This window comes from Actinomadura barringtoniae, from assembly GCF_017573505.1.
GTDB classification, from domain to species: domain Bacteria; phylum Actinomycetota; class Actinomycetes; order Streptosporangiales; family Streptosporangiaceae; genus Spirillospora; species Spirillospora barringtoniae.
Genome location: NZ_JAGEOJ010000020.1, coordinates 210,241 through 230,320 on the forward strand (window position 1 = coordinate 210,241; position 20,080 = coordinate 230,320).

Annotated in this window: 20 protein-coding genes; 13 read left to right on the top strand and 7 right to left on the bottom strand. The window is 70.8% G+C overall.

Going from position 1 to position 20,080, the window contains the following annotated elements:
• Nucleotides 1-9: 9 nt before the first annotated feature.
• The gene (locus J4573_RS40565) at nt 10-1,476 is read right to left on the bottom strand and encodes a pyridoxal phosphate-dependent aminotransferase (protein ID WP_208261459.1); all 1,467 of its coding nucleotides are present in this window, start codon (nt 1,474-1,476) and stop codon (nt 10-12) included.
• Nucleotides 1,477-1,796: 320 nt separating this feature from the next.
• Here J4573_RS40565 and J4573_RS40570 point away from each other — a divergent pair, with 320 nt between their 5' ends.
• The 3 genes from J4573_RS40570 to J4573_RS40580 all read left to right on the top strand — a co-directional run bounded on the left by J4573_RS40570 (nt 1,797) and on the right by J4573_RS40580 (nt 4,251).
• Nucleotides 1,797-2,468 carry a hypothetical protein gene (locus J4573_RS40570; RefSeq protein ID WP_208261460.1) on the top strand — a complete coding sequence of 224 codons (672 nt, stop codon included), beginning with the start codon at nt 1,797-1,799 and terminating at the stop codon, nt 2,466-2,468.
• Nucleotides 2,469-2,624: 156 nt separating this feature from the next.
• Nucleotides 2,625-3,242: an RNA polymerase sigma factor gene (locus tag J4573_RS40575; protein WP_208261461.1), complete on the top strand. Its 618-nt coding sequence runs from the start codon at nt 2,625-2,627 to the stop codon at nt 3,240-3,242.
• A complete protein-coding gene (locus J4573_RS40580) occupies nt 3,226-4,251 on the top strand; it encodes a CU044_5270 family protein (protein ID WP_208261462.1) in 1,026 nt (341 codons plus the stop codon). Before J4573_RS40575 ends, J4573_RS40580 begins: the two co-directional genes overlap by 17 nt.
• 30 nt (nt 4,252-4,281) lie before the next feature.
• Here the strand turns inward: J4573_RS40580 and J4573_RS40585 are convergent, their stop codons facing one another.
• Nucleotides 4,282-5,154, bottom strand: a complete 873-nt coding sequence (locus tag J4573_RS40585; protein ID WP_208261463.1) for a tetratricopeptide repeat protein — start codon at nt 5,152-5,154, stop codon at nt 4,282-4,284.
• A 157-nt stretch (nt 5,155-5,311) separates the two neighbouring features.
• Between J4573_RS40585 and J4573_RS40590 the strand changes: the two genes are divergently transcribed.
• From J4573_RS40590 to J4573_RS40600, 3 genes are read left to right on the top strand one after another with little or no spacing between them, the layout of a single operon-like run.
• On the top strand, nt 5,312-5,722 hold the full coding sequence (locus tag J4573_RS40590) for a hypothetical protein (protein ID WP_208261464.1): 411 nt from the start codon (nt 5,312-5,314) through the stop codon (nt 5,720-5,722).
• A gap of 5 nt (nt 5,723-5,727) precedes the next feature.
• Nucleotides 5,728-5,874, top strand: a complete 147-nt coding sequence (locus J4573_RS40595) for a hypothetical protein (RefSeq protein ID WP_208261465.1) — start codon at nt 5,728-5,730, stop codon at nt 5,872-5,874.
• A gap of 25 nt (nt 5,875-5,899) precedes the next feature.
• The gene (locus J4573_RS40600; protein WP_307797297.1) at nt 5,900-6,424 is read left to right on the top strand and encodes a fibronectin type III-like domain-contianing protein; all 525 of its coding nucleotides are present in this window, start codon (nt 5,900-5,902) and stop codon (nt 6,422-6,424) included.
• On the opposite strand, the gene J4573_RS40605 is transcribed toward J4573_RS40600, so the two are convergent.
• Complete coding sequence (locus J4573_RS40605) at nt 6,417-8,867, bottom strand: MASE1 domain-containing protein (protein ID WP_208261467.1); 2,451 nt, start codon at nt 8,865-8,867, stop codon at nt 6,417-6,419. The two genes, J4573_RS40600 and J4573_RS40605, sit on opposite strands and share 8 nt — an antisense overlap.
• Before the next feature lie 207 nt (nt 8,868-9,074).
• Between J4573_RS40605 and J4573_RS40610 the strand changes: the two genes are divergently transcribed.
• Nucleotides 9,075-10,301: a hypothetical protein gene (locus J4573_RS40610; protein WP_208261468.1), complete on the top strand. Its 1,227-nt coding sequence runs from the start codon at nt 9,075-9,077 to the stop codon at nt 10,299-10,301.
• Here the strand turns inward: J4573_RS40610 and J4573_RS40615 are convergent.
• Entirely contained in the window at nt 10,298-11,821 is a 1,524-nt protein-coding gene (locus tag J4573_RS40615; protein WP_307797298.1) for a sensor histidine kinase, read from the bottom strand. The genes J4573_RS40610 and J4573_RS40615 overlap by 4 nt on opposite strands.
• A gap of 11 nt (nt 11,822-11,832) precedes the next feature.
• Nucleotides 11,833-12,504, bottom strand: coding sequence for a response regulator transcription factor (locus J4573_RS40620; RefSeq protein ID WP_307797299.1), 672 nt, complete (start codon nt 12,502-12,504; stop codon nt 11,833-11,835).
• A gap of 225 nt (nt 12,505-12,729) precedes the next feature.
• On the opposite strand from J4573_RS40620, the gene J4573_RS40625 reads away from it, so the two are divergent.
• From J4573_RS40625 to J4573_RS40635, 3 genes are read left to right on the top strand one after another with little or no spacing between them, the layout of a single operon-like run.
• Nucleotides 12,730-14,100 (top strand): ferredoxin reductase family protein, encoded by a 1,371-nt coding sequence (locus J4573_RS40625; RefSeq protein ID WP_208261470.1) that lies wholly within the window; start codon nt 12,730-12,732, stop codon nt 14,098-14,100.
• A 12-nt stretch (nt 14,101-14,112) separates the two neighbouring features.
• The gene (locus tag J4573_RS40630) at nt 14,113-14,538 is read left to right on the top strand and encodes an FMN-binding protein (protein WP_208261471.1); all 426 of its coding nucleotides are present in this window, start codon (nt 14,113-14,115) and stop codon (nt 14,536-14,538) included.
• Nucleotides 14,539-14,572: 34 nt separating this feature from the next.
• Nucleotides 14,573-15,319, top strand: coding sequence for an FAD:protein FMN transferase (locus J4573_RS40635; protein ID WP_243774352.1), 747 nt, complete (start codon nt 14,573-14,575; stop codon nt 15,317-15,319).
• 69 nt (nt 15,320-15,388) lie between these two features.
• Here J4573_RS40635 and J4573_RS40640 read toward each other — a convergent pair whose 3' ends face one another.
• Together J4573_RS40640 and J4573_RS40645 are read right to left on the bottom strand one after the other, a co-directional pair.
• Nucleotides 15,389-15,883 carry a DUF2231 domain-containing protein gene (locus J4573_RS40640; protein WP_208261473.1) on the bottom strand — a complete coding sequence of 165 codons (495 nt, stop codon included), beginning with the start codon at nt 15,881-15,883 and terminating at the stop codon, nt 15,389-15,391.
• A 168-nt stretch (nt 15,884-16,051) separates the two neighbouring features.
• Complete coding sequence (locus tag J4573_RS40645) at nt 16,052-16,918, bottom strand: universal stress protein (protein WP_243774353.1); 867 nt, start codon at nt 16,916-16,918, stop codon at nt 16,052-16,054.
• Between the two features lie 191 nt (nt 16,919-17,109).
• On the opposite strand from J4573_RS40645, the gene J4573_RS40650 reads away from it, so the two are divergent.
• From J4573_RS40650 to J4573_RS40660, 3 genes are read left to right on the top strand one after another with little or no spacing between them, the layout of a single operon-like run.
• Nucleotides 17,110-18,096 carry a hypothetical protein gene (locus J4573_RS40650; RefSeq protein WP_208261474.1) on the top strand — a complete coding sequence of 329 codons (987 nt, stop codon included), beginning with the start codon at nt 17,110-17,112 and terminating at the stop codon, nt 18,094-18,096.
• 10 nt (nt 18,097-18,106) lie between these two features.
• The gene (locus tag J4573_RS40655) at nt 18,107-19,255 is read left to right on the top strand and encodes a sensor histidine kinase (RefSeq protein WP_208261475.1); all 1,149 of its coding nucleotides are present in this window, start codon (nt 18,107-18,109) and stop codon (nt 19,253-19,255) included.
• Entirely contained in the window at nt 19,252-19,884 is a 633-nt protein-coding gene (locus tag J4573_RS40660) for a response regulator (protein ID WP_208261476.1), read from the top strand. Before J4573_RS40655 ends, J4573_RS40660 begins: the two co-directional genes overlap by 4 nt.
• Nucleotides 19,885-20,080 lie beyond the last annotated feature (196 nt).

The window sequence follows — 20,080 nt, forward strand, 5'->3', positions numbered from 1 at the left end:
TTGTGATCGTCAGGCCGGGCGCGCCTCCCGAGTCTGCGGCTCGAACCTGCCGTACCGGTCCGCGCCGGGGCCCGCCGGCCGGGTCGCGGTGGCGTTCTGGTCGCCCCAGCCCTGCTCGGGCGAGACGACCTTGGCCGAGAGGTACGAGCGCAACTCGGCGACGGTGCTGTACGTACCGGGATCCGTGGCGCCCGCGTAAACACCCTCGTCCGTGGCGCCCGCGTAAACACCCTGGTCCGTGGCGCCCGCGTAAGCGCCCTGATCGGTGACGCCCGCGTAGACGTTCGGTTCCGTGACTCCGGAATCGAGCGCCGACTCCAGGGCGTTCACCGCATCCGCGAGCGAGCCCGCGGGCGAGGCTGTGCCGTAGAGGTAGGAGGCCAGCCCGATGAGCAGCCGCTGCACATCGTTCTGCGGACGGACGACCAGCCGCAGGAACTGGCTGCCGGCGCCCAGCTTGTTGCCGCACTCGCGGACGAACACGCCGTGCTCCTGGATCAGGTAGTCGCGCAGCCCGACGCCGTCCTTCCCGTCCGGCAGCTTGATCAGGATGAAGTTGCCCTGCGACGGATAGACCTTCAGCCCGGGCAGCGAGGCGAGCTGCTGCAACATCAGCGATCTGTCGCGCGCCAGCAGCCGCAGGCTCTCGCGGTACTCCTCCCGGTGCTCGCGCAGCAGGAGCACCATGACCTCGGCGAACGAGTTGAGGTTCCACCTGGGCAGGGCCACGCGGATCCGTTGCGCCAGCGCCGGATTGGCCACCAGGTAGCCGAACCTGATGCCGTGCAGGCCGAAGTTCTTGCCCAGGCTCTTGAGCACGATCACGTTGGGCCTGATCCGGGCCTCATCGGCCACCGAGGTGCAGGCCTCGGCGTCCACGAAGTCGGCGAACGACTCGTCCACCACGACCAGGTCCAGGTCGAGCAGGCAGTCGAGCATCCTGACGACCTCGTGCCGCGGGACGTACCCGCCGTCGGGGTTGTTCGGGTTGCAGATGACCGCCACCCGCGACCCGCGCGCCCGGACGAACTGCACGAACGAGTCCACGTCGAACTCGAAGTTGCGCATCTCCTGGAGCTGGAACATGTCCACCCGCTTGCCGGTCTCCAGCGGCTGGTCGGTCCACCGCCCGAACGTCGGGATCGGCGTGGCCAGGCTTTCGGAGACCAGCAGATGGTCGATCCAGGTGATGAGCTCGGTCGACCCGTTCCCCATCACCACGGTCTGCGGGTTGAGGCCCAGCGTGGCGCACAGTTCCGCCGTGATGGTGTCCGCGTCGCTCGGGTAGTACTTGAGGATCTGCTCCAGCGCGCCCGTGAGCCGGGAGAACATCTCCGGCGTCGGGAAGTAGGGGTTGCACGGAATGCAGAAGTCGACGAGATCGAGCCGTCCCGACGACGCCCGGTTGAGGGCGAAGAAGGACGGGCTGTGGGCGTTCTTGCGAAGCAGGCTCGGATCGATGAAGTCCGACGACACGGGACACTCCTCGTGGGCTGGGGACCGCTCGACAGGGGGACCGCTCGACAGGGGACTGCGCGAACAGGGGACTGCGTAGATAGGGGGACGGCGCCGCCATCGTCGTCCACTCGGCCGTGACATCGCCGATACATACGCGTCCCGGCCGACCTCCGGTTCGAATCCGGCACCGGTACGGCACGATCGCCCCGGCCGCCACTCCAACGGTCATGTGCCACAAGACCGACATCCACGGTCACTTATTGTGAAAGCCTCATTACGATCTTGGCTTGTGGCCAGACTGGCCTTCCGGCGTGACCGGCGCGAGGAGGCCTCGTTCGATGACCGAAACGACCGCAGTCCCCGAGGAGTATCTGGCCCAGGTCCGAGAGGTCGCCGACGCGAGCCGGAGCCGCCTCTGTACGCCCTCGATCCTGCGGACCGCGGCGAGCGCGCTCTACGACGTCGAGGAGCAGCTCTACGAGCACGGCATCTACGAGCAGTTCGTACGGCCGCTGGGCTCGCTGGCGGCCAGGATCATGCGCGCGGTCGAGACCCGGGTCATGAACGAGTGCTACTACGTCACCACCGACGTCGACCCGGTGTCGCTCCTGCACACCGCGATCGCCGCCGCCTCCGATCGGCTCGGCCGTCCGCTGGAGCCCACCGACGGCCCCGCCCTCGGCGACGGCCGCGAGCTGGTCGCCTACGTCGTCCTGCCCCGCGAACTCGAAACCCCCGCCATCGAGAACGACGACCAGGCCCCGGTGGTGGTCACCCTCGGCCGGCCCGACCAGGAGGCGCTGCGGCTCGTCTATTCCTCCGGCGGCGGCCCCATGGGCCCGTACGAGCCGGGGCCGTGGGCGTGGCATCTCACCCACAAGGTCCCCAACGGCCTCTACATCGGCTCCGGCACCCAGATCACGGCCCCCGAGCCCTCCGACGCCAGCGCCGCCGAGGTGGGCGAGCTGATCGCGGACTTCCTCACCGGAGAGATCACCCTCCCCGGCTGACGCGGCTAACGCGCGCTGCGGCTGACGCGGCTGACGCGGCGACCGCGCTCTGCGGCACCCTCATGATCGTGTGCGTGAACCTTCTCCCTGCCTGCTGGCAAAAGGAGGTGTCATTGCTCGCGAAGCAGAGGAGAACCGTATGAGAAGAGCCACGCGATGACCGCCGACACGGCGACGTCGTTCAGCACCGACGCCGAGGAGATCGCGCGGTCGTCGCGGGAGCCGGAACGGTTCGCCGTGCTCTTCGACCGGCACGGCGCGCGGCTGCACCGGTACGCCGCGCGCAGGCTGGGCGACGGCGAGGCCGACGACATCGTCGCGGAGACGTTCCTGGTGGCGTTCCGGCAGCGGGACGGTTACGACCTCGGCCGCTCCGACGCGCTGCCGTGGCTGTACGGGATCGCCTCCAACCTCATCCGCAGGCATCGGCGCGCCGAGGTGAGCCGCTACCGGACGTTCGTCCGTACCGGCGTGCTGATGGACGCGGCCGAGGGCGTCGCCGAACGGGCCGTCGAGCGCGCGAGCGCCGAGATGAGCGGCCGCCGGCTCGCCGACGCGATCGCGAAACTGCCGGCCCGCGACCGGGACGTCCTGCTCCTGGTGGCCTGGGCCGACCTGACCTACGAGCAGGTCGCCGACGCCCTCGGCCTTCCGGTGGGAACGGTCCGATCCCGGCTGAACAGAGCCCGCACCAAGGTCAAGCAAGCACTCGGCGGCGTGAACCCCGTCTCCGACCACGACTCGAAGGAGAACAACGATGAACGACCTGCATGAGGTGCGCGAGCTGTGGAGCGAGGCCACCGAGCCCGGCGACGCCCGTATGGCCGCCGTCCGGGGGCGCCTGCTTGAGGAGACGCGGCAGCCCGGCCGCGCACGCACCCGCACTCCCGGGCACGTGTGGACCGTCCGAATGTCATTGGCAGGCGGGCTGGTCGCCGCCGCGACCGCAGGCGCCGTCCTGCTCCCGTACGCGAACGGCCCCGGCTCAACCCCCGCCAACGCCGCCGAACTACTCGACCAGGCCGCCACCGCGGCCGAGCACGGAAAGGCCATCAACCCGCTCCCCCACCAATTCGTCTACCAGGAGACGACCGCCCTGGAGGTGTCGTTCAACAGCGACGTCTCGTGGTTCCGGAAGGTGCGCTACCAGCAGTGGCAGCGCGCTGACGGCTCGATCGCGCCCTATCGCCGGAAGACGTTGCTCGGTCTCCTGCCCTTGCCCGGCAAGAAGCTGCCCGCCCTGGCGCGGCAGACCGAGCACCTCTCCACGAACGCGCAGTTCCTCCCGTGCACCGCTAAGCCCGCCGAGCCGAACGCTCCGTACGCCCTGCACAGCAAACTGCCCACCGACCCGGCCCGGCTCCGCAACGCCCTGACCGCCGGGGTGGACGCCGGGCAGCGAGCGGAACTCAGCCTGGACCAGGCCGTGTGGACCAACCTCACGGCGCTGGCCTCCGTACCGACGCCGCCCAAGGTCCAGGCGGCACTCTTCAAGCTCGCCCGCCAGATCAAGGGAGCGAGCCTCACCGGCCCCACCACCGACATCGCCGGGCGCCGCGGCCTGGCCGTGACCTACAACGCCAGGCCCGGCGAACGCGAGGACCTGATCTTCGACGCGAAGACCTACCGCTTCCTCGGTACGCGCAGCGTCACGACCGACGCCTCCAAGACCATGCCCCGCGGAACGACCACCGCCGACCTCGCCGTGACCAAGACGGCCGTCGTCGACAACCTCCCGGTGCCCAGCACCGGACACCCCTGCCCGCCCTCATCCACCGGCTGACCTACGCCAGATCGGGCGGCCAGTCCCGCATCAGAAATGCAGCAGGTTTCCGATGCGGACTGGCCGCCCCAGCGCCAAGACAGACTCTGAAATATCGTCCACCCGAACGTCCGCCCACTCGATCCGGAACGGTCCCCCGTCGGGTTCACGCGGGACGTGCTTCACCAGGTCGGGCACGACAATTGCGTCGCGCCCGGGGCGATGAACGGTCAACTCCAGCTTGATGAAGCCGTCCAGGTCCTCGCGCGTCAGATCACCACTGTTGCCGAGCATCCCGTCGGCGGCCGCCCGCACCTGGCCGAACGTGCCGAAGACATGACCGCTCTCGGCCCACTCGGAGTTGGAGATCCGGGATTCTTCACGCAACACAACGAAGGCGTACGAGCGCGGCTCGGGCTCTTGATAGTGCGGGACTTCGGCTTCGAGCTGTTCGAGACAGGTTTCTGCGAGGTCGTCGCCCGGGTCGCGCCGCAGCGCCTCGTGGTAAGCGGCAACCGCACCGTCGCGGTCGCCCAGCCAGCTGAGCGCGTGGCCGAGGTGAATCGGCACCAGCGGGTCCTCGGGGTCGGCGTCGATCGCCGCGCGGGCGGCCTCCGCGGCGCGTTCGGCGGCCGGGCCGGTCACCTCGTCCCAGTCCTCCTCCTCGACGCCGTTGAACGGCGGGCCGTCCATGTCGTAGTCCCAGCCCGAGTTGACCTCGTGCTCCACGTCGGTGCACAGGCGAAGCTCGTACGCCGCGATGAGCGAACGGCCGATCGCGACCGTGGCGGGATCGGCGCCCTCGGCAGCGTCGTAGCAGGCCCGCGCCTCGGCGAGCAGTGCTCCGATCTCGTCGGTGCCTTGGTCGTCCCAGAAGCGGTAGGCACAGTCACGAAGGAGCCGGAGGGCGTGTTCCACGTTCACCCGGCAAGCCTGGCACATCAAGGTCATTTCCGGCGCCGCACCATCATCGGGCTCGGTCTCGACGGTGCTGGGGGCTGGCGAAGTGTCGACCAAAGTGGGGGGTGGTCACGACCTTTGTAGGCTGTGACGGACCGGTGACGGGCGGCAGCCTGGGGACATGGGCAAAATCGAAGCGCCATCGGCGCAGGCACCGTATATCGGCTGCACGACTGAGGAGCTCCGGGCGCGTAGGACGGGCGACCGGATCGCGGCCGGGGTCGACCAGAGCGTGCTGTTTCAGCGGCGTGGCGAGGCCTCGCTTCATGACGATCGCCTGGTGCTGCAGGGGTGGGGTGACGGCGGCGATCTGGTGCTGCGGCCGGACGAGGTGACGTCCGTGGCGAACGAGTACACCAAGCTGTACGGGCGGTTCATCGGCGGGCTGCTGAATGCCGGTAAGCCGCTGATTCTGGGGACCGTCCCGGTCGGTGAGATCTATCTGATGATCGATCACCGGACGTTCATGGAGACGACCGACAATCGCAAGTGGTCGGGCCTGATCAGGGAGTGGCTCGGCGACGGCGCGTGAGGGACGTGGCGATCGAGGCAGACCGGCGCGCGTCGTGCGCCGGTCTCGATGGTTCTCGTGTGGGCATCACCTGGGAAGAGGCCTACCTCGACGGGCTCCAGGCAGCGGTGAAGGACGGCTCTGTGCCGATGGAGGGCCTGGCTTCCCGGTGAGCGCGGCGGCGAGGCCATCGCCGACGTGCTGTTCGGCACGTGCGACCCGGGCGGGCGGTTACCGGTGACGGTGCCGCGCAGCGTGGGCCAGCTCCCGATCTACTACGGCGTCAGGCCCATGCGCGCGGCCGCCGACGCCTATGCGGGGCTTGCGGCGTCCCCGTTGTACGAGTTCGGCCACGGTCTGAGCTACACCACGTTCCGCTACGACAACCTCAAGGTCTCCCGCCGCAGGATCAAGGCCGGAGAGACCACCGAGGTCCGCGTCGACATCACCAACACCGGCCACCGGGCCGACCAGGAGGTCGTCCAGCCCTACCTGGCCGACCGGCAGTCGAGCGTCTCGCTGCCCATCACGCAACTGCGCGGCTTCGCCAAGGTGGATCTGTGTCCGGGCCAGAAGGAGACCGTCCGGCTCACGCTCGGCCCCCAGGACATGGAGCTGGTCGACGAATCGATGCGGCGGGTCGTCGAACCCGGCACGTTCGAGATCCAGATCGGCAACTCCTCCGCCAAGATCCACCTCCGCGGCACCTTCGAGGTCAGCTGACGGGGTCGGCGGTCCAGCGGGCGAGGGTCGCCGCCAGCTCGTTCAGGTCGAAGGGTTTGGCGATGAAGTCGTCCATGCCCGCCGCCAGGCAGCGTTGCCGGTCCTCGGCGAACACGCTGGCGCTCAGCGCGATGATCGGGGTGTGGTCGCGGTCGCGGCGGCGGATCGCGCGGGTGGCGGTGTAGCCGTCCATCACCGGCATCTGGCAGTCCATCAAGATCGCCTGGTAGCGCCGGGTGCGGGTCAGCTCCACCGCCTGAACGCCGTCGGAGGCGACGTCGAATCGGTAGCCGAGCGAGGTCAGTACCTCGCGAGCGACCATCTGGTTCAGAGCGTTGTCCTCCACGAGCAGGATCCTCGCCCTCGCGGCGCCCGCCGCGGGCCGGTCCCCGGCCGCGCGGTCGGGCGTGGCGACCGCGGGCGGCGGTGCGTGCGGCAGGGCGAGGGTGAAACGGAAGGTCGTTCCTTCGCCGGGCGCGCTGAACGCGGTGAGGTCGCCGCCCATCGCGGTGGCGAGACGGCGGGAGATCGCCAGGCCGAGGCCGGTGCCGCCATGACGGCGGGTCGTGGACGCGTCGGCCTGGACGAACGGCTCGAACAGGCGCGCCTGGACGTCGGGTGGAATGCCTTCCCCGGTGTCGCGTACCTCGATCCGGATCGAGGTACGGGCCGGGTCCTCAGGCGGCTCGGTGAGTCCGACGGCCACGATGATCTCGCCCTCGGAGGTGAACTTCACCGCGTTGGACACCAGATTGAGAACGACCTGACGGACCCGCGTCCGGTCCCCGCGCACCCACCCCGACTCCGACCGCCAGGCGCGGACCTGGAGCGTCAGCCCCTTGTCCGCGGCCGCCGCCTCGAACAGGGCCACCGCCTCCTGGACCGTGGCCACCGGATCGAACGCGCGGTCGTCCAGCACCAGGGCGCCGGCCTCGATCTTCGACAGATCGAGGATGTCGTTGGAGATCGCCAGCAGCGATTCGCCCGCATCGCGGATCCCGTCCGCCCGGCGTCTCTGTTCGGTGTCCAGCGGCCCGGCGAGCAGGGCATGGGCCAGGCCGATGACCCCGTTCAAGGGGGTACGGATCTCATGGCTCATCGTCGCCAGGAACGCCGACTTCAGCCGGGACGCCTCCACCGCCTGGTCACGGGCGGCGGCCAGCTCGTCCTCGATCGCCTTGCGGACGGTGACGTCCAGGCCGATCCCCCGTACCCGCACCAGCTCGCCGTCCTGGTTGCGTTGAACGACACCCTGGGTGTTGAGCACCCTTCCCTCGCCGTCGCTGTGCACGCGTAGGTCGACCTTGAACGAGCCGCCGTCGGCGCACTCGGCGGTCGCGTCGAGGAACCGGGGTCGATCGGCCGGGTCGATGAGATCCAGGAAGTCCGCGAACGTCACGGCCGTGCTCGCACGCGGCAGCCCGAGCGTCTCGCGAAGCTCGGCCGAGCAGCTGACCATGCCGGACTCGATGTCGTACTCCCAGCTGCCCAGCCCCGCCATGTGCTGCGCGCCGCGCAACTGCGTCCGTTCCCGCTCCAGATCGGCGGCACTGCGCCGCAGTGCGGCGGTCGCGCGTTCCCGTTCAACGGTCAAGGCCGCCAGCAGCAGGCTCGTCGCGGCCACGACCACGACGTACTGCTCGGCCTGCAAGAGACCGCTGCTCAGGGACGGCAGGACCAGCGAGCCCAGACCCCGCGCCGTCACCCAGACCAAGACGACCGCGCACACCGCGTTCACCAGGGCCGCCCCGGCCAGCCGGAACCGGATCGCCGCCCACACCGCGACCGGGAAGACCACCGCCGTACGGATCGCTTCGACATGGGTCGCCGACCACAACACCACGGCCAGCGTCGTCGCAAGCGCGCCTGCCTCGACCCACCGGCCGGTCGTCAGCCGTGAACGCACCCCGGGACGTGTCTCGTGGTCGGGCCACAGCAGCAGCACGAGCGGGGTCACGGTGAGGACGCCGGCCGCGTCCCCGAACCACCACAGCGTCCACGCCGAACCAGCGTGCGCCGAGTCCACGATCTCCGCCGACCGCAACGCCACGATCCCCACGGTCGCGCTGACCATCGTCGCCGCCAGGGCCCCCGCACCGGTCAGCACCAGCAGATCCCACGTCCGGAACGCCCGCCGATCGAACCCGAGCAGCCGCAGCAAGAACAACGCCGCCGCGGCCTCCAGCGTGTTCCCGACCGCGATCGCCAACGCCACGGTGAACGGCACCGAGGTGAGCGCGTTGAACACCAAGGCGCCCGCGAACACGCCGGGCAGCATCCGATAACCGGCGAGCAGCACGGCGGCGACCGCCAGCCCCACCGGAAACCACAGCGGCGCGACGCTGGTGTTCATCGAGGCCGCGCCGAACGCAGCCTTACCCGCCAGGACGTAGCACGCCGCCAGCAACAGAACCTGGCCTAGATAAGCCGCGCTGCGGACCATCGCGCGCTCCCTGTCCAGGCCGGATGACCGGCGGAGAGATGACTCGACTCTACGCCTCCGCCTCCCGATGCGAAGTGACGCTTCGATACGAGGAACCCGCCGGATCGGGCGGTGACCGTTCGCGGCCAGTCCGAAGGGTGAACCTCGCCGGGCGGCACGCCGTGAAGCCGGTGTCGATGGACTTCGTTCGAGCGATGGAGGCCGGTCATGACCCGGACCATCCGTAACGGTTTCGCGGCGTTCCTCATCGCCGCCGTCACGCTGATGGCGCTCGTCCTGCCCGCCGGTGCCGCCGGTGGGTGGAGCACGCCGATCAGGCTGTCCACGCCCATCCCGCCGACCGACGTGGTCGACGGGCCGTCGATCGCGGTCACTGCGACCGGAGCGCAGGCCGCCGCATGGTACGACCAGGCGGCGGACGGCAGCCAGTTCGTGCACGTTCGCACCAGCACCAACGGCACTTCCTGGTCCGCGCCGACGACGCTCGGCGGCGGTGTCAGCCCGGCGGTCGCGCTCGCGCCGGACGGCCGCGCGGTCTCCGTCTGGGAGGGCCTGCCGCCGATCACCGGGGTCATGAAGGCGAGCGTCCGGCCGCCGGGCGGATCCTGGAGCGCGCCCGTCACGCTCGGCACCGACGCGGGCGCGCCGCAGCTGGCCATCGACGGTTCCGGGAACGCGGTCGCGGTCTGGGCCTCCAACGCCGGTGTCCTGACGGCGAGTCTTCCGGCCGGCGGCTCCTGGTCGGCGGTCCGCACGCTGGATCCGAGCGGCCGCGCCGTGCGGCTGGCGGTGAATTCCGGCGGGTCGGCCGTCGCGGCCTGGAACGGCCCCAGCGGCGCGATCTTCGCCGCTGCCGGGACCACCACCGGCGGGTTCTCGGCGGCCGTGACCGTCGCCGCCCCCGCGTACCGGCAGGGCAACCCCGCCGTCGCGCTGAACGACGCCGGTCAGGCCTCGCTGGTCTGGCGCGGCCGCACCACCGTGCTCGCCGCGACCCGTACCGCGGGCGGCGCGTGGAGCGCGGTGACGACGCTCACCACCGGCGCCTCCGGCTCGGTCGGCACGGCGATCGACGCGGCGGGCAACGCCGTCGCGGCGTTCGTGCGCGTCGGCCCGGGCGCCACGACCTTCCCGGCGTACGTGTCGCGCCTGCCCGCGGGCGGCGCCTGGGGACCGGCCACGCTGATCTCGTCGGCGAACGACTACGTCGGCGCGCCGCAGGCCGCCGCCACCCCGGCGGGCGCCTTCGTGGTCGCCTGGATGGACGGCAACGGCAACACGCTGCGTGCCGCGACGGCCGCGCCCGGCGGATCGTTCGGGTCACCGGCCGCGGTGGTGGGCGCCTTCGGCTCGTTCGACCTGGCCGCGGCGCCCGGTCACGCGGTGCTGATGTGGACCTCGGGAGGCGCCACGGTGTCCGGCGAGACCCTCTAGAGCAAGCCGGCCGGTGGGTGATCGGTCTTCATGGGCAGCGTCACTCTGAAGGTCGTGCGGCCCGGTGCTCCGGCCAGCTCGGCGTGGCCGCCGTGCGCGGTGGCCACGCCGTCCACGATGGCGAGGCCGAGACCGGTGCCGCCCTCCGCGCGTGATCTGCTCTGGGAGGCGCGGACGAACCGCTGGAAGAGCTCGGCCCGGATGTCGGGCGGCACGCCGGGGCCGTCGTCCTCGACCTCGAGTTCGGCGCGGTCCTCCCGCCCGGCGACCCGGACGGTGACGTGGGTGCCCGGCGGGGTGTGCGTACGGGCGTTGGCGAGTAGGTTGGCGACCATCTGGTGCAGCCGGTGCTCGTCGCCTCGCACGACGACCGGTTCTTCGGGGAGCACCAGCTCCCAGCGGTGGTCGGGTCCGGCGACGCGTGCGTCGCTGGTGGCGTCCAGCACCAGGCGGGTGAGGTCCACCGGCTCGGAGACGAGCGGGCGTCCGGTGTCCAGCCGGGCGAGCAGCAGCAGGTCGTCGACCAGCTCGCTCATCCGCACCGCTTCGGCCTCGATGCGGCCCAGGGCGTGCGCGACGGGTTCGGGCAGGCCGGCGGGGCTGCGCAGGGCGAGCTCGGCGTGGCCCCGTACGGCGGCCACGGGTGTGCGCAGTTCGTGGCTGGCGTCGGCGGCGAAGCGGCGCAGCCGTTCCTCGCTGGCGTGGCGGCGGGCCAGCGCGTCCTCGATGTGCGCGAGCATCCTGTTCAGGGCGGCGCCGACCTGGCCGACCTCGGTGCGCGGGTCGGTGTCGGGGACCCGTTCGGGCATCGCCACCTCGCCGCCCGCGAGCGGCAGTTCGGCGACCCGCGTGGCCGTGGACACCACCCGGCGCAGCGGGCGCAGTGTGAGCCGGACCCACAGGGCCGCCGCGGTCCCGGCAGCGGCCAGCACGATCCCGAAGACCACCAGCTCCACCAGCTCGAGGCGGTGGAGGGTCTCCTCGACCGGGTGCAGGGACAGCCCGGTGATCAGGATGTCGCCGTCGTCACCGTGCACCGCCATCACGCGGTACTCCTCGAGCGCCGACAGACTCAACCGGTGTCCATGACCGTCCGGCCGTACCGAGGCCAGCGCCTGCCGGTCGGCAGCGGTGAGCGGGACCGGCTCGAAGCTCTGCGCCTGGACGACCGAGGCGGCGGTCACCTGCCCCGACACGAGCCTGGCGCCGAAGGTGCGCGGTGCCTGCCCGCGGGTGTCGGTCCGGTTGTCGGCGTCGGGCCTGTGCTCGTGTTCCAGGCTCGCCGGGAACCGGCCGCCTTCGGTGGCGAGCTGCTGGTCGAGCCGCCCCACCAGGAACCCGCGCAGGGCCGTGATGGTCGCGACGCCCACGATCAGGCAGCTCACAGCGAGCAGAACGACCAGGCCCAGGGTCAGCCGTGCGCGCAGGGTCCGCGGAACCGGAACGCGCGGGCCGTTCACGCGCGGGCCGTTCACGCGCGGGCCGTTCACGCGCGGGCCGTTCACGCGAGGTCCGTTCACGCGCGGGCCGTTCACGCGAGGTCCGGTTTGAGAACGTAGCCGACGCCGCGAACTGTGTGGATCATGGGCGGGCGGCCCGCGTCGATCTTCTTGCGCAGGTAGCTGATGTAGAGCTCCACCACGTGGGCCTGGCCGCCGAAGTCATAGCTCCACACCCGGTCCATGATCTGCGCTTTGCTCAGCACCCGGCGAGGATTGCGCATCAGGAAGCGCAGCAGTTCGAACTCGGTCGGCGTGAGGTCGACGATCTCACCGCCGCGGACGACCTCGCGGGCCTCCTCGTCCATGGTCAGCGTCCCGACCGTGATCAGGCCCGACTCCACCACCTGCCTGGTCATCCCGGCACGGCGCAGCAGGCCCCGCAGGCGGGCGAGCACCTCTTCGAGGCTGAACGGCTTGGTGACGTAGTCGTCCCCGCCCGCGGTGATCCCCGCGATCCGGTCCTCCACGGCGTCGCGTGCGGTCAGGAACAGCACGCACACCTCGGGGCTGTCGGCACGGATCCGCCTGAGCACCTGGAAGCCGTCGATATCGGGCAGCATCACGTCCAGCACGACCACGTCGGGCCGGAACTCCCGGGCGGCCGCCACCGCGGACGCACCGTCGGCGGCCGTACGGACCGCCCAGCCCTCCAGCGCCAGCATCCGCGACAGCACATCGGCCAGGTCCGGCTCGTCGTCCACGACGAGAGCCCGAACCGGTGTGCCATCGGCTCGCCGGAGTCCCGCGGGCCGCGAGGCGCCCGATGGAAGATCATCGTCACCCGGTGGGATGTCGTCGTCAGCCGTCGTCATAGTGCCCCCAGGCTCCCTCTCGAACCTCTGTGTTTCCTCTGAAGAGGCTCTGAAAGGCGCCGTTCACCATGATGTCAGAGGGATTTCAGAACTTGCGCTGGCAGGGTCGGCCGCATGACCACCACACGAGCCGGCGGCGCGGGCGTCCGTGCGTGGGGGGCGCCGCCGGCACACCGGAGAGCCTGGCGTCCGCCGGCCTCCTGGCCGCTGTTGTTGATCTTCGCTGGCGGCGGCCTGGTCCTGGCGCTCTGGTGGATCGGCACGCGCTCGGTCACCGGCCTCGACGGCTGGCTCACCGAGGCGGGCCGCGTCACCGGACTGCTCGCCGGCTACGGCTGCGCCGTTCTGCTGGCCCTGATGGCCCGCGTCCCGGCGCTGGAACGCGGCGTCGGCACCGACCGGCTCGCGCGCTGGCACGCCGCAGGCGGCCGGTACACCGTCTTCCTCGCCCTCGCGCACGTCCTATTGATCATTACGGGGTACGCGGTGACCGCACGGACCGATCCCGTCCGCGAAACGGTCAGGGTCGTCGTCGACTATCCCGAGATGCTCAAGGCGACGGCGGGGTTCCTGCTCCTGGTCGGCGTCGGGATCACCTCGGCGCGGGCCGCTCGCCGGCGACTCAGCTACGAGACGTGGCACTACCTGCATTTCGCCACCTACCTGGCAGTCTTCCTGGCCTTCTTCCACCAGCTGGCCAACGGCGCGCAGTTCGTGAGCTCGCCCTGGGCGCGGCTCTTCTGGTACTCGCTCTACATCGGCGTCGCCGTCTTCCTGGCGTGGTACCGCTTCCTCGTCCCGATACGCCGCGGGCTACGCCACCAGCTGCGAGTGGCCGATGTACGGCTTGAGTCCCCCGGTGTCGTCTCGGTCTACATGACCGGCCACCACCTCGACGACCTCGGAGCCGAGCCCGGACAGTTCTTCCGCTGGCGTTTCCTCACACCGGGCATGTGGTGGGCGGCCAACCCGTACTCGCTGTCGGCCCCGCCGCGCGACGACTGCCTGCGCATCACCGTCAAGGTCGCCGGCGATCACAGCCGTGCCCTGGCCAGGCTCCGGCCCGGGATCCGCGTCTGGGCCGAAGGGCCCTACGGCTCCTTCACGGGCAAGCGTCGCCGCAGCAACAGGGCTCTCCTGTTGGCGGGCGGGGTCGGCATCACGCCACTGCGCACGCTGTTCGAGACCCTGCCCGGTGACCTCGTTCTCGTCTATCTCGCGCGCACGTCCACCGACCTGGCGCTGTACGGCGAGCTGGAGGCCATCGCCGTGGCACGCGGTGCGCGGGCCCTCTATTTCGTCGACGAGCCCTCGGACTACTCCCTCCCCCTCACCGGCCGGGCCCTTCTGCATCTCATCCCCGACCTGGTGGAGCGAGACGTCTACCTGTGCGGCCCTCCAGGAATGGCGGAGGCGGCCCGCAAGGCACTCGCCCAGGCAGGGGTCCGCAATCGCGACGTCCACTTCGAATCGTTCGAGTTCTAAGGAGTCGCGATCGTGCACCGAGCCGCCGTGGCCACCGCATCAACCGTTGCCGGGATCGCTCTGCTCCTCGCCCTGAAACCGCACCACTCCCCCGCCGCCGCCACCGCCACCGCCACACGATCGGAGCCAACGGGCAAGGCCACCGCACCGCCGGCATCGGCGAGCGGCACCTACAAAGGCAAGGTCGTCGACACTCGCTACGGACCTGTCCAGGTCGAGGCCACCGTGTCCCAGGGCCGGATCACCGCGGTGCGCGCCATCCGTCTTCCCTCCGACAACGGCAGGGACAGGGAGATCGCCGCGATAGCCGTCCCGCAACTCACCCAGGAGGCCATCGCGGCGGGCAACGCGCACATCGACGCGGTCTCCGGGGCCACCTACACCAGCGAGGGCTACATCTCCTCCTTGCAGAGCGCCTTGGACCGGGCCGGTGCCTGACAGCCGCCCCCGCATTCATCACGTCGAACACGTCATGGGCACCGTGTTCTCGTTCGTCATCCAGGCGCGGCGCTCACGCGAGCTCAACCTTGCCCTCGCGCAGGCGGTGGCATGGCTCCACCACGTGGACTCACGCTTCTCCACCTATCGGCCCGACAGCCAGATCAGCCGCCTGGCCGACGGGACCCTGACGCTCGGCGAGTGCGACCCCGTCGTATCCGAAGTCCTCGCCCATTGCGACGCGCTGACCGAGGCCAGCGGAGGCTGGTTCACCGCCACGCCCGGCGGCCGCCTGGATCCCAGCGGCTTCGTCAAGGGCTGGGCGATCGAACGAGCCTCGACGATCCTGCACGAGGCCGGATTCACCGACCACTACGTCAACGGCGGCGGCGACGTCCAGCTCCGCGGCGAATCCGCGCCCGGCCACCCGTGGCGTATCGGCCTGAACGACCCCGCCGACCGGCACCGTCTCGTCGCCGTCGTCTCGGGGCGGGACCTCGCCGTCGCGACCTCGGGCGTCTCCGAACGCGGCCACCACATCATCGACCCGCTCACGGGCCGCCCCGCCGGTGAACTGGCCGCGCTGACGCTCGTCGGACGGCACCTCACCGAGGTCGACGCGCTCGCCACCGCCGCATTCGCCATGGGCGACGACGCGCGCGAGTGGCTCCGCACCCGTCCCGATCTCGAGGCCTTCGCCGTGGCCCACGACGGTGCCGTCTGGTGGACGCCCGGCCTGCGCGACATCGCCGTCCTCCCGCAAGCCCCCGCTCTCCCTTGACCGCTCCCGCCGGGCTCTGCCGGCCGGCTCGGCGCGTACAGCGAACGCGCGCGAGCCGAGGGCGGCCGGTCAGGGAGCCTGCCCGGCTCCGGATTCGGATCCGACCTCGTGCCAGACGGCTTTGGACCCGCTGTGGCCGATCCTGACCACCTGGACCCCGGTGGCAAGGGACGCCACGACGGTGATGACGATCGCCCCGGCCATCGCGAAACCCGTCCAGCGCGCCTCCGTCGCCCGGCCGGCGTACCAGCGGACGGCCACGACGAGGGCGAGCCCCACCCACAGAGCGGCCATCAACGGCAGCAACGCGTCGGCGAGCTCCGCGTGCTCCTCCACCAGCTTCGAATGCGGGACACGTGCCTCCAGATGCTCACCCGTTTCGGTGGCCAGCGGAACGGCGAGCACCGCGATCGTGGCCGCGCCCAGTGCCCAGAGCGCGAACCGTCGCCGCGCCTCGGGCCACAGGCTCACCACCAGGGCCGTCAGCACGGTGACAGGTATGAAGAACACAACGAAGTGCACGACGAGCGGATGAGTGGGCAGTCCGAAGACGGTGGACAACACGACAGGCCCTTCACAGAGGTGATCGAACTCCTGGCGGCCCCAATGCTCGTGGCCGCCGAGACGAACCCACCAGAGCCCACGATCGATTCATGGCAACTTCAGAGGGTTCTTGCCGGTGCCCGCCTGCCCGTCTCGCCTGGCTCGCCATCACCTGGGCGTGCGGCGTTATCACCTGGGCGTGCGGCGTTCATGCACGACAGCAACCGTGCACCGCGCATGATGAATGATCGCCAAACTGGTAGCCCCCAGGAGCAGACCCCTCACGCCACCGTTTCCGCGATCGCCCACCACGACAAGACCGGCCGTCTCGGACGCCTCAAGCAACGCGTCACGCGGATCCTTCAGAATCAAGGACTTGGAGAACTCGACGTCCGGGAACTTCTCCGCCCAGGGCGCGACGGCACGCTCGATACGAGCCTCCCAGGCAGAGCCGGGCTCCACCTCATCCCGGGCGGCCTCCCCTCCCGCGCCTCCCGCGGCGGCCTCCCAGCCGCAGACGACTTGGAGACGCGTACGGTGCAGAGCCGCTTCTTCGAAGGCGAACGCCAGCGCCTCGGCGCTACCGGGTGACTCGTCGACTCCGACCACCACGCGCCGGTATCGAGCGGAAGCGCGACGCACGATCACCGTGGGAGTCTGCGCGTGAGCGGGCAGCTGCAGCGCGGTCGACCCGACCGGCAGGCTGTCGTTCTCATGCGAACCCACCACGATCAACGCCGCATCGTGGGACTTGTCCATGAGGGCTTCATACGCGGGCGCCGCCATCAGCCTGCCCCGCACCGTCAGCGATGGCTCCAATGCCTGAGCCCGCGCGACTCCGCGTTTGAGCAAACGCCCACCCATCCGCTGGACGATCGGTTCCAGGTCGATCTCGGGCCCGAGGGCATGGCGCGAGTAGGGCAGCCGCCAGCAATGGCAGACCACCAGGTCCAGCATCCGAAGCCGGGCTTCCGCAGCGGCCCACCGCAGGGCGAAACCGCTTTCTTCAGTCTCGTCGTAACCGACGACCACGTTCGACCGGGAGTCCATCAGCATGCCTCCGACGACGCTGCACCTCCACACTGCCCTTCTGCCGGAGCAGATGGCAGAGACAAGAGTCCATGTCTCCCGGGCCCTTCGCCTCTGGTCCACCGAAAGGCTGAGGCACGCCGGGCTTTCGGCGGGTGGACGCGCCTTTTGGTCGATGGTGGGTGATCGCAGGGCGCAGGACGCTGGGATCTATGACGATGAGATACCTGAGAGCGGCGGCGGGGAACGCGGCTTTGATCTGGTCTTCGGCGTACGGGCTGCTCGGCCTGGGTTGGGCCCTCGGACTCGGCGGTTTCCCCTACGGGCTGGGCGACCCCGACCGAGGTACCGTCCTCGCCGATCTGGGACCCGGCGCGGGCGGCTCGGTCATCGCCGTCCTCGGTGTCCTCGGGGTCGTGGCCGCGGTCGCGGCGGACCGGTCGGGCTCGCGGCCGCTGCGGAACGGGGTGTCGGTCTTCGGCGGGGTCATGGCGGTGGTCCTGATCCTGGTCGTGCCCGACGCACGGCTGGTGCAGAACCTGGTGTACGGGCTGTTCGGATACTTCGGCAAGCTCACCTGGCCGGTGGTCAACCAGTTGGTCTGCGTGGGCGGTGGCCTGGCCTGGACGGTGACCGCGCTGGTCTGCCGGCGCCGTACGCGCGGTGCCTGCACGCGGTGCGGCCGTGAGGCGACCGCCGCAGGGTGGACCACGCCGTCGGCCGCGGCACGATGGGGCAGGTGGGCGACGTACGCCGCGATGGTGGTGCCGCTGCCGTACCCGGTCGCCCGGCTCGTCGAGGCGATCGGGATCCCGCTGGGCTTCACCGACACCGCGGACCAGGAGCCGGTGACGCTCGCGCTGATGATGACGTTCCTGGCGTTCCTGGCCTTCGGCGGGATCGCGCTCACGTTCGGGCTGGTCCGGCCCTGGGGGGAGATCTTCCCGCGGTGGATCCCGTACCTGCGCGGCCGCAGGGTGCCGGTCGCCGCCGCGGTGGTGCCCGCGACCGCCGCCGCCGTGCTGATGTTCACCGCCGGGCTGAGCTTCGGGCTGGGCTTCGTCGAGCACGGCGGGCGAGCCCCGCTGTGGCAGCAATGGACGGTGAGCCTGTCCTGGACCTCATGGGGGATCTTCCTGGGCGCCGCCGCCCTCGCCTATCACCTGCGTCGCCGCGGTCCGTGCCGCCGATGCGGGCGGGGTTAGGATGCGCCGCATGCGAGGGGGCGCGTCGGCGGTGCGATGGAGTGGGCGGGCGGCGGCCGTCGTCGTCCCGATGGCGGGGATCTTTGCCGGGCCCGGCGAGGCGTTGCCGTTGCGGCTGTCCGCCCTGCTGTGCGTCATCGCGATCGTCGTCCAGCGGGTGGGGAACCCGCGCTGGACGACAGTTGCGGCAGTGACCGCCTCCCTGGCCACCACGCTCTGGCTTCGGCTGACCCATCCGGTCGACGTCACCGACCCGGCAGGGGAGGCCTACCGCGTGCTCCTGTGGTCTGCCCTGGAGTCCGCCGCGATGGCGGTGCTGATCGTGCCCGTCGTACGCGCCGCTCCCCCGCGCGAGGCCGCCGCGCTCGGCCTGGCCGCCGGACTGGCGGAATCGGCGGTGGCCCTCCGGCTCGCCCCGGCCCAGGGGCTTCTCGTGCAGGCCTTCACCGTCACCTGGTGGTCGCTGGCCGCCGCCTGCGCGGCCGGGCTGGGGCTGTATCTGCGGACGCTCGATCAGCGACGCGGTCGAGCGGTCGAGGCGGCACGTCGTGAGCAGCGGATGGAGCTCGCCTGCGATCTGCACGACTTCGTGGCCCATGACCTGACCGGGATCGTCGTCCAGGCACAAGCGGCCCAGGTCGTCGCCGACCCGGCCAAGGGCCGGGCGGCGCTGGCCTGGATCGAGGAGGCGGGCCTGCAGGCGCTGTCGGTCACCGACCGGACGGTCCGGCTGCTCTCCGCGGGAGGCGACGCCGAGCGCCATCCTGTACCCGGGCTTGCGGACCTTCCTGAGTTGGTACGACGGTTCACCGCCGACCCCGGAGACCTGCGGCTGCGGATGGAGGTGGACGCGGAGGATGTGCCCAGAGAGATCGGCGCCACCGCTTACCGGATCGTGGTCGAAGCCCTGACCAACGTGCGCCGCCACGCTCCGGCATCCACGGTGGTCATCGTCGTCGACCGTACCGGCGAGGAACTCCACGTACGCGTGACCAACGACGGGGTGGGAGACGGGACTCACGTTCCAGCGGCCAGGCGCGGCGGCCTCGGCCTCGTCGGTCTGCGTGAACGGGTCGGAGCCCTCGGCGGGACCCTGGAGGCCGGGCCGCACCGGGCCGGGTGGCGAGTGGCCGCCGCTCTTCCGCTGGCGGCGCGGTGACCGTACGGGTCCTGATCGCCGACGACTCGGCGATGGTGCGCAGCGGGTTCCGCATGATCCTGGACGCCCAGCCCGACATCCGCGTCGTGGGTGAGGCCGCTGACGGCGATCGCGCCCTGGAACTGACCAGGCTGGTACGCCCGGACGTCGTGCTGGCCGACATCCGCATGCCGGGCCTGGACGGCCTGGAGCTGACCCGCAGGCTCGCCGGTTCCACCCGCGTCATCGTCGTCACCACCTACGACATGGACGACTACATCCACGAGGCCTTGCGCGGCGGGGCCTGCGGGTTCCTCCTCAAACGCTCCGGACCGACCCTCATGATCGAGGCGATTCGCGCCGCGATGACCGGCGACATGCTGATCAGCCCCCAGATCACCCTGCGCCTGCTGCGCGACCTCGGCGCGAGAACGGCCCGCCGGCCCGACGAGCCGCTGACCGCCCGCGAGCGCGACGTCGTCCGCCTCCTCGCCCAGGGCAGGACCAACGCCGAGATCGCCGCCGCACTCTTCATCTCCACCGCCACCGTGAAGACCCACGTCGCGAGCATCGGCCGCAAGGTCTCCGCCCGCAACCGCGTCGGCATCGCCGCCTGGGCCTGGGACACCGGCTACGGCCGCGAACCGTGAACATGCGCTCGTTGGCGCCGCGCACGAAACTTCCCTTGGGAGATCCGCCGGCCGCAGCCCAAGGCCGCACGGACGAGAGCGTCAACAGCATGGCTGGAATCCTGCGCCGGCTCCGAGCATCCTGATACGCCCTGTGTCGAACCGTTCAGATCGTGTACGGCAGGCGCTTGATTCCGTTGACGAAGTTGGACTCCAA